Here is a 15,350-nt window from a genome sequence, read left to right as displayed (position 1 = left end):
CTTATTTTGATACAAAGCTATGCTCTGACGGCATGGTAAGTACGATGGACATTCGAGAACTTCGCTCCTTTGTAAAAGTGGCTCAGTGCGGTGGTTTCAGTCGCGCGGCGAAAGAGCTCTTCATCGCCCAGCCAGCGCTGAGTCGGCAGATCGCCAAGTTAGAAGAGCAGTTGCAGGTGGCACTGTTCATTCGGCATGGAAGGGGGGTGGAACTCACCGCTGCCGGTGCGCGCTTGCTCGAGCGCGCGGACGTGATGCTGCGCTATATGGAAGAAACCGCCGACCATGTGCGCAACAGTGCGTTTGAAGAGCGCGGCCATCTGGCGGTCGGGTTGCCGCCTGCGATCGGTACCATCGTTGGGCCGCAGTTGATCCGGCGTTTTCACGAACGCTGGCCGAAGGCTTCATTGCATGTACTGGAAGGCTTGAGCACTTCTCTGCAGGAGTGGTTGCTGGACGGGCGGATTCAGGTTGCGGTGGTGTATAACCAGCCGCTGCTCGAAGCATTTGACGTCAGGCCGATTTTCAGTGAACGCATGGTGCTGGTCGGGCCGCCTGGGGAGGCACCGAAGTCGGTGCGCATCATGGGGTTGGCGGATTTTCCGTTGATCCTTCCAGGCTTGCCCCACAGCAATCGGCGGCTGATCGAACAGGTTGCAGCGCAAAATGGCTTTCAGTTGAATGTCGGATTCGATGTCGACAGCGTCAGCCTGACCAAGCGACTGGTAGCGGAAGGCATGGGCTATTCGATCCTGGCGCATGCCGCTGTCCAGGAGGATATCGCCAAGGGAGTCCTGGTGGGCCATGCAATTGAACGACCGGGTATTCGCTCCACGGTTTCGTTGACCACGCTCAGGGAGCGCAGGAACAGTCGCCTGGCATTGAGCTGGGAAAAGATTCTGCTGGAAACCCTGGAGGAGCTTGTGACGGTCGGAGCTTGGAAAGAGGCCACTCTTTGGCTTGGACGAGAGTGATTTCGGGGGGGGAATTTCAAGGCCCGGACAGGGCATCCTTTTGAACCATCCAAAGCATGCTCCAGATATGCCCCCAGTGCGGCAATCTCGGAGTCGAATTCGACCTATGGCAATTCCCGAAAGCGATTACCAACACGTGGATACCCTGGACAAGCTCATCACCTATCTGGAGCAAACAGGACGATCCTCCACACCTGAGCCTTCGACCCACAAGCGGTGAATACGACATAACCGTTTTTGAGGAACGCACTGATGAACATCGACTGGCCAGACTGCCCCAGGCGGGGCATCAATGATCCACGTGTTCACAGACGTTCAAATGCACCATTTTGCGCCAGGAACGCCGCGACCAGGCCGCTGCTGTCGAGCACTTGCAAGTGTTGTGTGAGGCAGTCGGGCCGTAGGCGAAACGGCGCAACGGTGTCGGTAATCGCGACGTGCTCGAAGATCGGCGGGTCGAACAGGTGACTGCCAGCGGTAAACAAACCATGGGTGGCGGCGGCGAACAAACGTGTGGCGCCGGCCTTCTGGCAAGCCAGGCCGGCACGTTTGAGCGTGTCCCCGGTGCTGATCAGATCATCGAAGATAATGGCGGTCTTGCCGGCAACATCGCCGATCAGCAGGCTGCCCGTGAGCGTGGTATGGGTACGGTGCTTTTCCATCAATGCGCTGCCGACCGTACGCCCCAGCTGCCGCTCCAGGGCCTGACGAAAGTGTTCGGCGCGCTTGGTCCCTCCTGAGTCCGGCGACACCACCACCACGGCGGCGTCGCCGACTCGTGTGGCGAAATGCTCGGCGAACAGTTCCGCGCACTGCAGATTCCATGCAGGCAGGCGAAATGCGTTATCGAACGCGGCGGGATTATGCACGTCCAGGGTCAGCAGGCGATCCACGCCACTGGCTTCAAAAAACGACGCCACGTAGCGGGTGATGATCGGGTCTTGAGGCTGGCTGCGGCGGTCCTTGCGCCCGTAGCAGAGATAAGGTGAAACCACCTGCACCTGGCGCGCGCCGGCATCCTTGAGGGCGCCGCAAAAAAACAGCAGGCGACACAGCTTATCGTTGGCGCTCTCCCGGTCATCGCCGTACAAGGCGTGGAAGACTACGACCTCGCGACCGTTTACCGAGTCCAATGGCCGACACTTGTGCTCGCCGTCTTCATAGTCACGTTCCTCATGGCGTGCCAACGGGCAGCCAAGTCGTTGAGCCACGCGAGCGGCATAGTGCTCGCTGCCTTGCAGGGCAAAAAGAAGGGGGAGCAGGGTAAGCATGCAAGACTCCTCCGAGGCTGCCGGCAATGGCGCCTCATTTCAGTGGCACGTATCCCTATGCATGTTTGCCATTGCGAGCCTGCATGGCCCGCTGGCCTTGATCGAGCGCATCCTCAACGGGCGGCGCCATGGCGCACCACCTCAATGCAACACGTCTCTTCGAAGGGCGGCACATGGCATTCGACGATGTCATCGGCGGCGACCTGCAAATGTATGCCAACAATGTCGGCCCGAATCGGTTGCTGACAGATATGCCGGTCCACCAGTACGGCGGTATGGACGCGACGAGCCCCCAGTTGCGCCAGATACGCGCAGGTGCGCAAGAGCGAATGACCTTCGAAGAGCACATCGTCGACCACCAGCAACGTGGTATTGGCCAGGTCGAGACCGCCCAGGGCCGGGTTTTCGGTCAATTGGGTGTGGGTATGCAGCACTTGCAGGTCGTCGGCGTAGCGCTTGACCTGGAGAGGGTAAAGAGGCAGTTGCGGTTGGCCGGTCCGTTGCGCGATGTACTCGCGCAACCGTTGAGCCAGTGGTTCGCCCCGGCGCTGGATACCAATCAGTGCTGCGTGCGTCGGGGGCAGTAGGCTCGCGGCCTTGCGCGCCATTACCTGCAGCACGTCATCCAGCTCGTTGCTGTCATACAGGCGCACCCGCTGACTGGCCAATAGGATCGTCATCGCCTTTCTCCTGTCCGTGAACCACGGGTTATGTACCCAAGGTAATCCGGGTGCCACTGACGAGATTGACATTGATCAATCTCGGTCCAAACAAAGGCCGGTGATTGACGAGGGCGAACCGTCACCCAGTCCCGACACGCATGCGCCGTTGAAGGCCTGGTCGACGATAATTATTGAGATATATCAACGCCGCGGTTGCCCTGACAGAGGATGGTGAATCTACAACGAAGGTGTCCGTTACAGAGGCAGATACGACAATGGCCCGCGGTGACAGGCAGTGACAAACGTGCCAGTTCCTATGCAAGTTCCATGGAGTCCGATCATGAGCCAGTATCAACGGTTATTACTGATCATCAACCCGGCCCTGCGCCACTCCCATGCCCTGGGACACGCTGCGGCCTTGGCCAAGGCCAGCGGTGCGAGCCTGCACATCGCCGCCTTGATCCCTTCCTGGAAACTGTTGTCACTGCTCGAAGAAGGTGATCGGGAGCTGGCGCGCGAAGGCTACCTGCAAGACCATCGCAATTGGCTCAAGAACCAGACGAATCACCTGCGCGACAGAGGTATCGAGGTGACCACGGAGGTGACCTGGGCCGATGACATGCAGCAAGACATTCTCGATCACGTCACCGAGATGCAGCCCGACCTGCTGATCAAGCAGGTGCAGCACGAGTCAGCGTTCAAACGGGCCTTTTTCACCCCCCTGGACTGGCGCTTGCTGCGCCATTGCCCGGTACCGGTGTACCTGCTGGGTGAAGGCAACCATTCCTTGCCTCGCAAGGTCGTGGCGGCGGTCGACGTGTCCAGTACCCTGGCGCAAGACAACGAGCTCAATGAGCGGATCATCCAGCAGGCATGCGGACTCGCCATCCAATGCGATGCCGAGTTGCACTTGCTTTACGCCTGCGACATTTCGATGGTGTACATGGGCGATATGGGCGGCGGCGGTCTGGCGCTCTCGGATCTCGACGAGCAGTTGCGCAAAGAACATGAAAAGTCCTTTTTCGACCTGGCTGACCGACATGGCGTGGCTGCTGACCGACGTCACTTCATTGAAGGGCATCCTGTCGCGGTGCTGAGCACGTTCGCCGATGAGCAGCATATGGATGTGATTGTGATGGGCAGGGTCCAGTCCTATGGCCTGGACAAGCTTTTGGGCAGCACGACCGAACATACCCTGTACCAGGTAACTTGCAGCGTCCTGGCCATCCAGGGCGACCAGCAACGTCCATAACGAAGCGACAGGCATCATTGCCTCAGGAGGTTCCCATGATTCAGAGCCCCTCATTGCAAATCACTTTGCCGAACCGCACCGAGGCCGGTCGGCGGCTGGTCGAGCCCTTGTTCAAATATGCCAACAGACCTGACGTCATCATCCTTGCCTTGCCCCGTGGTGGCGTCCCGGTGGCTTATGAAGTCGCGACGGCCCTGAACGTTCGCCTGGACCTGATGCTGGTGCGCAAGCTTGGCGTCCCATCGCACCCGGAGTTTGCCATGGGCGCCATTGCCAGTGGTGGCATACAAATCCTCAACGACGAGGCGCTGCGGGTGCACCCGATCGACCGCGCAAGTTTCGATGCCGTCGTTGCCCGGGAAACGCAGGAATTATTGCGGCGCGAACAGGTGTATCGGGGTAATCGCCCGCCGTTGCAGCTCAAGGACCAGGTCGTGATCCTGGTCGACGACGGCCTGGCAACCGGTTCATCCATGATGGCCGCGGTCCATGCGGTACGCGTGCAGTCCCCGGCGCGCATCGTTGTCGCGGTGCCGGTTGCTCCCCTGGAAACGGTCGAGGCGTTGCGCAGCGAAGTGAATGAAGTGATTTGCCCGCTCATTCCCGAGTGGATGACGTCGATCGGTTATTGGTATTTGAGTTTTGCCCAGACCTCGGACGACGAAGTCATCGATCTCATGCACCGAGCCTGGCAGCGGGAAGCGGCGAGCGGTTGCACGATGGAGCCTCCTGATGCTTGAACCTAGATCTCGAACCATCGACCTGCCAGGCGTGGAGTTATCAGCCGATCTGCGTTTGCCGGCGGACACCCGCGCCCTGGTGATCTTCGTACATGGCAGTGGCAGTGGTCGTACCAGCCCGCGTAATCAATACGTGGCCGATGTCCTGGCCCGTCGTGGCCTGGGTTCGCTGTTGTTCGATCTGCTCACGGAGTCGGAACAACGCATGGACAATCTGACCGGCGAGTTGCGCTTCAATATCCCCCTGTTGGCCCGGCGTCTGATCCATGTGATCGACTGGGTCGGCCGCAACCCTGAACTGCATGCGCTGCGGGTCGGACTGTTTGGCGCCAGCACCGGTGCAGCTGCGGCGCTGGTGGCGGCGGCCGAGCGGGTGAATGTGGTCGCGGCAGTGGTCAGCCGGGGAGGGCGGACCGACCTGGCGGGGCCGGCGTTGCTCAAGGTGGAGGCGCCGACCTTGCAGATTGTCGGTGCACAGGACCGGCGGGTGTTCGACTTGAATTGTCAAAGTCGTCAAGCCCTTCGGTGCGAGCAGGCATTGGAAGTCGTGGCGGGTGCCACGCATCTTTTCGAAGAGCCGGGTACTCTGGAGGAAGTCGCCAGGCTAGCCGGCGACTGGTTTGAAAAATTCCTGCTGGCCTCCGACCCCTCCGCAGGCTGCCTACCTCCTCATACGCCAAACGGATAGGTTTCGTCTTCCGGTTCCAGTGGCTGGTTGTGCGCCAGGGGCAGTGCCGTGACCGGCGTGGTTTGCTCGAACCAGATCATGGCATCGAATTGTTCGGCCAGTACCGACTCGAAGTAGTGGCTGGAACGCTCGCTCTCGGGGCGGTAAATCACCCCGATGGCCCGCTCCAGCAAAGGAGGAGACAAGACCCGTCGCAGCTCTGTTCGCTGCGGATCCCGCCAGTCGGTCAGGGACGCCGCAACCCCAGCTTTGAGGAACTGATGTTCCCAACTGTCCGGTCGGGAAGGGCGAATGTCCTTGATCCGCATCTCACCGTCCCAGTCATCGGCGGCAGCCACTTGGCCTCTGTCGGTGGCCATGCCGATCAGGACGGCGTCGCGCCCAAAGGTGCTACGGCACAGCTGACCGATGTTGAACTGCCCCTTCCAACCCATTTCCGTGGCGCCTGCGTGGCCGATATGGGAATTGTGTGCCCAAACCACTGCCTTGGCGTGCGGCCCTCGATGTTCGAGCAATGCACGCAATGTCTCGAACATGTGTCGGTCCCGCAGGTTCCAGGAGAGTGTCGATCCTCGATAAACCGCGCGGTAATACTGTTCCGCCGCCACCACCACCCTGGCGTTCTGCGTTGCGTTGAAGAACGCCTCGTCGTCGCGAATGAGCCCGGCCAATTGCTCGGCCAGCATGACGTTGAGTTGCTCGACCACCGGTTGCTCGCAGGGCATCACACCGTCGCGCTCGACAAAATGGCCATACAGCGCAGGGTCATCCTGCCACGGGGTCAAGCAACCATAGCGTCGCCGGGCTTCATGGGCCAGCTGCGGGTCGACCCGCTCCAAATAGCTCAGCACCTCATGAATGGAGTTGCGCAAGCTATAGACGTCCAATCCGCGAAACTCGACGCGCTGCTCGGCAGCCAGTCGGTGATTGTGCTCGTGAAGCCAATGGGTGAAGGTTTTCACTTCGCTGTTACGCCACATCCAGGTGGGGAACCTGCTGAAGATATGGCGCTTCCACGCCGAATGCGCCAGCCCCCGGACGTACTGGTCGACATGGCCGGCGTCCGGCCAATCGGCCTCAACCGCTACGATGTTGAACCCGTGACGCTCGATCAGCCGTTGGGTAATCGCTGCCCTGGCTCGATAGAATTCGTGGGTTCCATGGCTCGCCTCGCCGATCAGCACCACGCGCGCGTCGGCGTAGCGATCGAACAGTTCGGCAAAGCTGGGTGAGTCCAGGTCCGGCAGTGGTTCTGCGTATTGACGCAGCAAAGGGACTATGTGGGCTCTATCAACGTGATATTGCCGGCCATAGAGCTTTTCCATCAATTTTTGCGAAGGCGAGTTCATGAACGTCATCCCTCTAAAGTGAGCCGCGGGTGGCAGTAAGGCGTCTATGTCCTATCAGACGCCGCACCGCCCGGAGTCGTTGCGCAGGTTCTCGACACGGTGCGTTAACGCTTCAAACCTGCTGTCTTGGCCTGTTTGATTACTCCTACACCGTGCTGCTGGGGATGGATTGAGGTGAGTCAACAAAAGCTCGAATCTTCCAAGCAAGGACAAACCTCTATGGAAGCAACCCATGATGAACCGTGCGACTGCCCATCGACGCGATCCTTCAGGCTCGTCTGATCTGCATCAAGGACAAGGGAGCGGGATCGGCGATGCTGATGTTATCCACCCCACTGCGTCGGAATTGCGCCATGCCCCACCCGGACGGAACGCTGCTATCGCCATTGCCTTGCACGTGAGGCGCTATCAGGCCTGCGGACGGAGGCACGAACCGATCCTGAAGCGTTGCATGACCTGCGTAGTGCAGCGCGGCGCCTCAGAAGCCTGTTCGCCCGTTTCGGACCATGCCCGAGGTCGTTACATTGAACATAGCAAGCGCCCCGGAGAAAACGGGGCTTGAGCAGACCACTGATTCAGGCGATCAGCAAATGATCCTCCACCTTGTTGACCCCCGGCACAGACCAGGCGGCTCGTTCCGCGATCTGGCGTTCACGCCACAGATGCACTCTGCCCTCAAGCTTGACCACGCTGCCTTCAACCTTGATTTGAATCGCCTTGGCGTCGATTTCGGCATTGCGCTCAAGCGCTTCTTCAATGCGCCGCTGGATATCGGCCACGGCAACCCGGGGACGAAGCATGAGTCGGTTGTCCACGCCGATCACCCCCGAAAGTTTGCGCACGGCCCGTTCTGCCGTTTCCTTCTGGTACTGCCAGTCCACCTGGCCTTCCAGGCTGACCCAGCCGTTTTCCACGATCACCTTGACAGCGCCTATTGGAAGATCGGAACTCCAATCAATGATGTGCAGAGCGCGACTGGCGATGGCGTCATCCGTTGTGCCGGCATCCTTGTTCAGTCTTACCTGGATTTCTTCGGCCACCGCGCGCACGCCTTTCACCGCCTTGACTGCACGTTCGGCACTGACTTTCTGGGCGTAGTCGCTGACGTGCCCAGTCAGGGTGACAACCCCATTGTGAACTGTAACGCCAATTTCCGCGGCATCGATGTCGGGTTGGAATTCAAGCTCTTCCAGGATGGTGTTACGCAGGCTCAGATCACTCATGACGATGTCCTCTGAAGAAGGGGCAGGATTTGCCTACTCTCCTTTTTACCCCTGGGCAGCGTCAGCACATTGAGTTAAGTCAGATAGATCGCAGTGCTCGTTTGCCGCTGATCGACAGGTAAGGGGCTTGCCCCGACAGGCAACGACAAAGAGGCGGTTCAAGCCCTGAGCGCGCTGCCAAGATGTGCGCAGCGAGGCAGGCCAAGCGTTTTTGAGGGACTTTTTATGCTCGATAAATGGCTGGATCCCGTTCTCTTGCTGCTCACCGCACTGACACTGGTGGTGGGGGCCGTTGCGCATGTTGCGCAGCAACCAGAGTGGGCGTCGATAGGCTGGGCGACGGGTAGCCTGGTGATGGCCGGGGTCCTGCTGGTTGAAATCCTCAAACGCCTGTCCCGGGGCGAGGGTGGTGTCGACCTGATAGCCCTGCTGTCGATCACCGCCGCACTGATCTTTGGGCAGGCCCTGGTGGCCGCGCTGATTGCCTTGATGCTGGCGAGCGGCCGGATCCTGGAGTTCTTCACCCGCCAACGTGCCGAGCGGGAGCTGAGTGCACTCATCGATCGGGCGCCACGTTTCGCTTGGGTGCAGGAGGACGGCCTACGCAAGATCCCCGTTGAGCAGGTCCAGCCCGAGCAAACATTACTGGTACGGCTGGGGGAAGTGATTCCGGTCGATGGTCGCTTGCTGAGCCCTGTGGCCGTTCTCGACGAATCGGCGCTCAGCGGCGAGTCGTTACCCCTGACGCGCCGGGAAGGCGAGCAACTGTCCAGCGGGGTTTCCAATGTCGGCGCCTCCATCCTGCTCATCGCCACAAGTACGGCAGCGCAAAGCACCTACGCCGGGATCGTGCGCCTAGCCGAGGCGGCACGCCGTTCGCGGGCGCCTTTCGTACGCCTGGCTGACCGTTATGCGCTGTTCTTCATCCCCTTGACGTTGCTGATGGCAGCCGCGGCTTGGTACATGAGTGGCGATGCCCTGCGGGCACTGGCGGTGCTGGTGGTGGCCACGCCGTGCCCTTTGATACTGGCGGTGCCGATTGCCATCATGTCCGGTATCTCGCGGGCAGCGCGGCGTGGGATTCTGATCAAGGATGGCGTGACCCTGGAAGCACTGGCCGATATTAAACAGGTATTCCTCGACAAGACCGGCACCTTGACCAGCGGGCATGGCCGCTTGCAATCGATCGAGACGAATGGCCCCATCGATCCGCAACGTCTGCTTGGGCTGGCCGCTTCACTCGCACAGGCTTCGACGCACCCCATCTCCCAGGCCATCGTCGACGCGGCGCATCAGCGCAAACTACCGCTCTACGTTCCGCAAGGGGTAGAGGAGAGTCCTGGTGCAGGGCTATCTGGGCAGGTCGACGGTGTACAGGTGCGTTTTGGCACATTGTCGTTTGCCAATCACGATGCGCCCGTGAGCGACTGGGCCACCACCATGCTGCGCCACATGGACTACCAGGCATGCAGCGCAAGCTTCATCGCCGTGGATGGCAAGCTCGCTGGCCTGCTGGTCTTTTTGGACACCGTTCGGCGCGAAACCCCGCAAACCCTGCGTCGACTGCGCAATAGAGGGATTGAACGGATCGTCATGCTCACCGGGGATCGCCTGGAAACTGCCGAAATGATTGCCCTGTCCGCCGGGATAGATGAACTGCGTGCCGGGTTGAGCCCCGAGGATAAAGTGCAGGCTGTACAGCAGGGTTGCCTGCGCGCCAGCACATTGATGGTCGGTGATGGCATCAACGACGCCCCCGCGCTGGCGGCGGCCAACGTCGGCGTGGCGATGGGGGCCAGCGGTGTCACCGCTTCTGCGCAAGCGGCGGGCGTTGTGCTGCTGGTTGATCGCCTCGATCGCTTGGTCGAGGCATTGGACATCGCCCGGCGAACCCGTTTTATTGCTCGTCAAGGCGTGCTGGTGGGGATGGGAATGTCAATGCTGGCCATGACGCTGGCGGCCCTCGGTTATCTACCACCGCTGATTGGCGCTGTGGTGCAGGAGGGCATCGATGTGGTGATCATCGTCAACGCCTTGCGCGCCTTGGGGCCGCTGCGAGCGCTGGGTAAAAGAAAGCTGGCCGCTGAGCACATTGATCACCTGCAAGCTGAACACCAGCAACTCTCTGCTCTAACGAGCAATCTGCACCGACTGGCCAACGACTTTGCCCAGCGACCACCTGAGCAGGCACGGGCTGACCTGGCGGAATTGGTCAACCATCTGCAGACCTCTCTGGTACAGCATGAGCGCGAAGATGAACATACGTTGTATCCACTGCTGATACGAAACATGGCCGGTGAGGACCCGCTATCGGCCATGAGCCACGTCCACCGGGAGATTTTTCGGCTTATTCATCTGCTGGCGCGCATGAGCGACGATTTCAGTTGCGCCCCCGCCACCGCAACTGCCGATGAGATCCAACATCAACTGATCCGCCTGGACACCTTGGTGCAACTGCATTTTGAACAGGAGGAAGAGCTGTTTCGTTATCTGGATTGGCGCTAGCGAATCAAGCCGGGCGAAGTCGTCAAGCGCCTCTGCGCTCGCTTGCGCACCGAGCGCTTGGCGCTGGACATGACACAAGCCGATTTGGCCGGGCGCGCAGGTATTGGCTCCAACAGTAGGTGTCTGTGGGAGCGAGCCTTATTGCAACCATCGCCGAGGACCTGCACCCACAGGCTATTACCCAAGACACCTTGCGCACGATCCAGAGCAGTATCGATCAGAATGTAGCTCGGTTGCACCGCGGTCACGGGGGCAGCGGTCGTCGTTGAAGGTCGGGAGCAGAGGGTGCTTCAACTATCGATGCTGCCATGTGCTTCGAGCGGTAGGGTCTTGTGCTGCGGAGGACGCCTATAGGCTATCGGGATCGCCAAAGAACATCTGAATCCGCGACCGCAACCAGCGTTCCCCCGGGTCATTGTCCTGGGAACCACGCCAAGCCATGTGCAATTCAAAGCTGCGCACCGGGATCGGAGGATCTTCGGCACGCACGCCGCCGGCGGCGGTCAGTGCATCGGCGGTGTAGTCGGGGACGGTGGCGATGATGTCCGTGCCTGCCAGCAGAGTGCTCAGCCCGTTGAACTGCGGCACCGCCAATACCACATGGCGCTTGCGGCCGAGTTTTTCCAACTCTTCATCGATGAAACCGCTCAGGTCGCCCGCGAAGGACACCAGGGCGTGGGGGCGCGCGCAGAATTCGTCCAGGGTCAGTTGCCCCGGTGCGGTGTCGGCCCGCAGCACCTTGGGCGAGCTGCGGCGCAGGACCTTGCGCTTGGCGTTGGCCGGCAGGTCGTCGGTGTAGCTGACGCCGATGGATATCTCACCGGACGCCAACAGACTCGGCATCAGGATGTAGTTGACCCGGCGCACCACCAGCACGATGCCGGGGGCTTCGGCGCGCAGGCGCTTGAGCAGCATCGGCAGCAGGGCGAATTCGGCGTCGTCCGACAGCCCGATGCGAAACACCGAGGTGCTGGTGGCCGGGTCGAATTCCGCCGCGCGGCTGACCGCCGTGGAAATCGAATCCAGGGCCGGGGAGAGCAGGGCGAAGATTTCCACCGCCCGGGCCGAGGGTTCCATGCTGCGACCGGTACGCACGAACAGCGGGTCATCGAACAGGCTGCGCAGGCGCGACAGCGCGGCGCTGATGGCCGGCTGGCCGAGGAACAGCTTCTCGGCGGCGCGGGTCACGCTGCGTTCATGCATCAGTGTTTCGAATACGATCAACAGGTTCAGGTCGACACGACGCAGGTCATTGCGATTCATCTGGGGTCCTGGCAGATTCGGCGAGCTTGACGTGAGCGGCCATATGCGAACAATGACCGGCATGAATCTTACGGGGAAAGACTGGTACTCTGCACTGGCTAAATGAATTTTTGTAGGATTTGCCCTAGGGGGCTGATTGATTTTCTTGCTGCGGAATCAATGACAGGCATGTCGACTATTAATAGCCACTGATGGTCTTGGCTACAAAGCCCGGATAGAGTTCATGGCATTAGAGGTTACTTTGACGAGGTTTGCGATGTCCCGCACGATCCGTTTTCACAAGTTTGGTGGTGCCGAGGTGCTCAAATGCGAAGAGCAGCCGGCGGCTCTTCCTGCGCCAGGAGAAGTGCAGGTCCGTGTCGAAGCGATCGGCATCAGTTGGCATGACACCCTGTGGCGCCAGAACCTGGCGCCGTCCCAGGCCCGCCTGCCTTCCGGCCTGGGCCACGAAATGGCCGGCGTGGTGACGGCCGTCGGCGAAGGTGTCGACGATCTGGCTGTGGGCGACAAGGTCGCCAGCTTCCCCGCGCAAAGCGCGAACGATTATCCGGTGTACGGTGAGATCATCGTGCTGCCGCGCACCGCGCTGACCCGATACCCGGATGTATTGAGCCCGATCGAAGCCGCGGTGCATTACACGCCGCTGCTGGTCGCCTATTTTGCCTACGTTGACCTGGCGCGGGTCAAACCCGGGCAGTTCGCCCTGGTCACCGATGCCAGCCATTGCGCCGGCCCTTCCTTCGTACAGCTCGGCAAGGCGCTGGGTGTACGGGTGATTGCTGCCACCAAGACCGCTGACGAACGCGAGTACCTGTTGTCCCTGGGTGCCGAGAAAGTCATCGTCACGGAAGAGCAGGACTTGCTGATGCAAATCAACAAGCTCACCGACAGTCGTGGCGTCGACGTGGTGTTCGACGGTTTGGGCGGGCCGCAGATGTCATTGCTCGGCGATGTCCTTGCCCCACGAGGCAGCCTGGTTTTGTATGGCCTGCAAGGGGGTAATCAGACACCGTTCCCTGCCTGCGCGGCGTTCCAGAAGAACATTCAGTTCTTCGTGCATTGCATTGGCAATTTCACCGGCAAGCCGGAACTGGGCATCATCCAGGATCAGGTGGCGGTGCAGCGGGCGCTGCGCGATATCAATCAATTGACTGCCGACCGCGTCCTGTTGCCACTCAAGACCCGGGTTTTTCCGTTCAACGAGTTTGTCGAGGCTCACCGTTACATGGACGAATGTCCTTGCCGTGAGCGCGTAGCCCTTCAGGTCGTTGATCCTGCCTGACGCCTGTCTTGCGCAAGAGTCATGTTCCTTGGCTCTTGCGTTGTCTTTGGCCTGAATCAGGCCTTCCTTCCTCCCTCCCTGCTTCAACTTGCGTGCGCGCCCGACGGCCCGTTCACAACCACGCCGTTTATCCTGTCGGCAACTGAACTGGTTTTTGCCCTCAATCTGTATCTTCTAATCATTATTGAAGTCCTGATAATTGAATGCTGGTTTTCAGCTCAAGGAAGAAGTCATGGCTCAATACATGTTTACGGCAAAACTTGATCCCTCAATGTCTGTTCAAGATGCGTCAGGTATTAATGGAGGCAGGATCTTCCATCGATTATTGGATAAGCAGTACGAGGCAAGCGGTCAATTAAAGCTCGGCAAGTTCTTTGTTTTTCGTACTCATTATCTGTGGGACGCTGTCGGAATTCTCCTAGGACGCATCGCAGGGTGCGCAAGGCCCAATGATTTGGCGCCTTTCAGGCTTTTGCGGGAGATTCATCGGTCGCCCCTTTGTGTATGTGTCAAATAATTACGACGAGCAAAGCTCGAACGTATTGCTAATACTCTTCGCAGTAATGAAATAAGTCCTCCATCCGAATGCGTCGCGCGACACGTGGGTGGGTGCGGCACTGATATTGAACTTCCAGGTAAATGGTTATGAGCGCAATTCATGAGCAGGCAATGATTCACGTGTATCAACAGATACTGCAGCGGCTGTTGGGTTTCTATTCCCGTGCGGAACGTACGGCGTTGCAGCTTTTGATCCAGCGTTTGATCGTCGCCGCTGGTGGCATTGAGCGGATTGGTGATTACCGCGTACTGACGGTCCTGAACGGGAGTCGGGACAGCTTCTACGTGCTGACGGCGCTGAGGGCTGCGCAACTGAGCATCGCGGGCAGGAATCCGGTGACCTTCGACCTGCGCGTCGCGACGCCGCGGTTGAGCGAGACCACCCAGGCGACCCTGGAAAACATCCATCGATGCTACAGCGCGCTGTTCGTCTACGACGATCCCCGGGTGGAGCTGCTGATGGCGGATAACCGCGAAGTGGTGCCGTTCAACCACAGGCAGCCATTGTCGGTGGCCGGGCACGAATCCAATCGCATGGACATGCTGGTCATGGGGCATCTCCGTTCGGTCGACAGTCATTTGGAGGTCGGCGATGACGGCTACCTGGCCATGGCAGAGTTCTATCGCCACATGGCCCGCTGGGAATCCGGGGTCGATTCCCTGGTCAGCAGCGACACGCCGCGCCAGCAGAAACAGTTCATGTCGGGCCTGCGACGTGCCTGCCGCAAGATCGGCCTGGGCATCGACACAAGCTGCACTTTCGACAATCTGTTTGCGCAACTCGATGCCCTGGGGGGCGATCTCTATCGGCATTTCCATGGGCCGCAACGCCCCTGCTCATGGAAACCCGAGGGCCATTTCGAGGCATGCCGGCGGGTAGGGCACATCGGCATCGACGACCTGATCGTCGATCGCTGCGAAGAAATGAACTGGTTGCTGTTCAGTGAGTTCCTGAGGATACGAACCGACGACCTCATCGCTTCGGCGCCGGAAAACGAATACCTCAGTCCGCTGCTGTCGGCCCATTTGCATGGCCTGCAGGCGGCTTGCCTGCAGGGACGCAGCTACGAAGCGGGCTACGGGGACTACGTGCAGCGGGCAATCATGATCATGCATCGCAAGCAACTGCCGGAACATGTCTGCGAACAGGCCCGGGAGCTGTTCGGCCCGTCCTCGGCCATTGCTGAGCGCCGTGTCCAGGCTGCTGCCGAAGCCCAAGCGACTCTCGGGCTCAACGAGGCGCAACTGGTGTGCATGCTGTTCGCGCCCTTTGTCGAGAAAGGCGCGGGGCTGGAGCACTTCCTGCGCTGTTGCCACCCCGGCATGCTGGTAGCGATGCCGGACCTGCACAAGGCCATGCAGGGTGCGACAGTTGCCGATCAGGTGGCGCAATGGATGGTCGATGTCAGTGGTCTTTCGATCGACATGCTCGGCAGGCTCTATGGGGCGAGCGTAGCGCTCCCGGAATACGAAAGTGCGCCGGGAACCGGCTCACAAGCCGTCGACAGCGCCGATACCGAGGCGCCCGGTCTGGCTGACGACGGCCTGCGCGAAAGCTCGGCCAGATATTGAGGGGTGCGGTT

At 60.0% G+C, this 15,350-nt stretch carries 12 protein-coding genes and 3 pseudogenes; 10 read left to right on the top strand and 5 right to left on the bottom strand.

Going from position 1 to position 15,350, the window contains the following annotated elements:
* Positions 1 to 44: 44 nt before the first annotated feature.
* Positions 45 to 974, top strand: coding sequence for a LysR family transcriptional regulator (locus QZH45_RS16670; RefSeq protein WP_053194087.1), 930 nt, complete (start codon positions 45 to 47; stop codon positions 972 to 974).
* A gap of 305 nt (positions 975 to 1,279) precedes the next feature.
* On the opposite strand, the gene QZH45_RS16665 is transcribed toward QZH45_RS16670, so the two are convergent.
* Positions 1,280 to 2,245 (bottom strand): ribose-phosphate diphosphokinase, encoded by a 966-nt coding sequence (locus QZH45_RS16665; protein WP_055135936.1) that lies wholly within the window; start codon positions 2,243 to 2,245, stop codon positions 1,280 to 1,282.
* Positions 2,246 to 2,358: 113 nt separating this feature from the next.
* Positions 2,359 to 2,925 carry a phosphoribosyltransferase family protein gene (locus QZH45_RS16660; protein ID WP_055135937.1) on the bottom strand — a complete coding sequence of 189 codons (567 nt, stop codon included), beginning with the start codon at positions 2,923 to 2,925 and terminating at the stop codon, positions 2,359 to 2,361.
* A 322-nt stretch (positions 2,926 to 3,247) separates the two neighbouring features.
* Here QZH45_RS16660 and QZH45_RS16655 point away from each other — a divergent pair, with 322 nt between their 5' ends.
* Genes QZH45_RS16655 through QZH45_RS16645 form a run of 3 tightly spaced genes read left to right on the top strand, consistent with a single transcriptional unit; the run spans position 3,248 to position 5,587 of the window.
* Complete coding sequence (locus tag QZH45_RS16655; RefSeq protein WP_055135938.1) at positions 3,248 to 4,159, top strand: universal stress protein; 912 nt, start codon at positions 3,248 to 3,250, stop codon at positions 4,157 to 4,159.
* 35 nt (positions 4,160 to 4,194) lie between these two features.
* Positions 4,195 to 4,899 carry a phosphoribosyltransferase gene (locus QZH45_RS16650; RefSeq protein WP_024778512.1) on the top strand — a complete coding sequence of 235 codons (705 nt, stop codon included), beginning with the start codon at positions 4,195 to 4,197 and terminating at the stop codon, positions 4,897 to 4,899.
* The gene (locus QZH45_RS16645) at positions 4,892 to 5,587 is read left to right on the top strand and encodes a dienelactone hydrolase family protein (protein ID WP_024778511.1); all 696 of its coding nucleotides are present in this window, start codon (positions 4,892 to 4,894) and stop codon (positions 5,585 to 5,587) included. The genes QZH45_RS16650 and QZH45_RS16645 overlap by 8 nt, the downstream gene beginning before the upstream one ends.
* On the opposite strand, the gene QZH45_RS16640 is transcribed toward QZH45_RS16645, so the two are convergent.
* Positions 5,569 to 6,936 carry an erythromycin esterase family protein gene (locus QZH45_RS16640; protein WP_024778510.1) on the bottom strand — a complete coding sequence of 456 codons (1,368 nt, stop codon included), beginning with the start codon at positions 6,934 to 6,936 and terminating at the stop codon, positions 5,569 to 5,571. The two genes, QZH45_RS16645 and QZH45_RS16640, sit on opposite strands and share 19 nt — an antisense overlap.
* Positions 6,937 to 7,350: 414 nt before the next feature.
* Between QZH45_RS16640 and QZH45_RS16635 the strand changes: the two are divergent.
* A pseudogene (locus tag QZH45_RS16635) lies at positions 7,351 to 7,478 on the top strand (CHAD domain-containing protein); the annotation flags it as partial.
* 33 nt (positions 7,479 to 7,511) lie between these two features.
* Here QZH45_RS16635 and QZH45_RS16630 read toward each other — a convergent pair.
* Positions 7,512 to 8,159: a BON domain-containing protein gene (locus QZH45_RS16630; protein ID WP_024778509.1), complete on the bottom strand. Its 648-nt coding sequence runs from the start codon at positions 8,157 to 8,159 to the stop codon at positions 7,512 to 7,514.
* A gap of 225 nt (positions 8,160 to 8,384) precedes the next feature.
* Between QZH45_RS16630 and QZH45_RS16625 the strand changes: the two genes are divergently transcribed.
* From QZH45_RS16625 to QZH45_RS16615, 3 genes and pseudogenes are all read left to right on the top strand, one after another.
* On the top strand, positions 8,385 to 10,664 hold the full coding sequence (locus tag QZH45_RS16625; RefSeq protein ID WP_024778508.1) for a heavy metal translocating P-type ATPase: 2,280 nt from the start codon (positions 8,385 to 8,387) through the stop codon (positions 10,662 to 10,664).
* A 3-nt stretch (positions 10,665 to 10,667) separates the two neighbouring features.
* Positions 10,668 to 10,781 (top strand): annotated as a pseudogene (locus QZH45_RS16620) (XRE family transcriptional regulator); the annotation flags it as partial.
* 14 nt (positions 10,782 to 10,795) lie between these two features.
* Positions 10,796 to 10,933: pseudogene (locus QZH45_RS16615) on the top strand (type II toxin-antitoxin system HipA family toxin); the annotation flags it as partial.
* A gap of 79 nt (positions 10,934 to 11,012) precedes the next feature.
* Here QZH45_RS16615 and QZH45_RS16610 read toward each other — a convergent pair.
* Positions 11,013 to 11,927 (bottom strand): LysR family transcriptional regulator, encoded by a 915-nt coding sequence (locus QZH45_RS16610; RefSeq protein WP_024778507.1) that lies wholly within the window; start codon positions 11,925 to 11,927, stop codon positions 11,013 to 11,015.
* A 256-nt stretch (positions 11,928 to 12,183) separates the two neighbouring features.
* Between QZH45_RS16610 and QZH45_RS16605 the strand changes: the two genes are divergently transcribed.
* Together QZH45_RS16605 and QZH45_RS16600 are read left to right on the top strand one after the other, a co-directional pair.
* A complete protein-coding gene (locus tag QZH45_RS16605; protein ID WP_024778506.1) occupies positions 12,184 to 13,209 on the top strand; it encodes a zinc-dependent alcohol dehydrogenase family protein in 1,026 nt (341 codons plus the stop codon).
* Positions 13,210 to 13,854: 645 nt separating this feature from the next.
* Positions 13,855 to 15,339 carry a hypothetical protein gene (locus tag QZH45_RS16600; protein WP_055136057.1) on the top strand — a complete coding sequence of 495 codons (1,485 nt, stop codon included), beginning with the start codon at positions 13,855 to 13,857 and terminating at the stop codon, positions 15,337 to 15,339.
* Positions 15,340 to 15,350 lie beyond the last annotated feature (11 nt).

Source organism: Pseudomonas corrugata, from assembly GCF_050920615.1.
In the GTDB taxonomy this organism is placed as follows: Bacteria; Pseudomonadota; Gammaproteobacteria; order Pseudomonadales; family Pseudomonadaceae; genus Aquipseudomonas; species Aquipseudomonas corrugata.
Note: the sequence above shows the minus strand (reverse complement) of the source record. Positions and strands in the feature narration are given on the sequence as shown.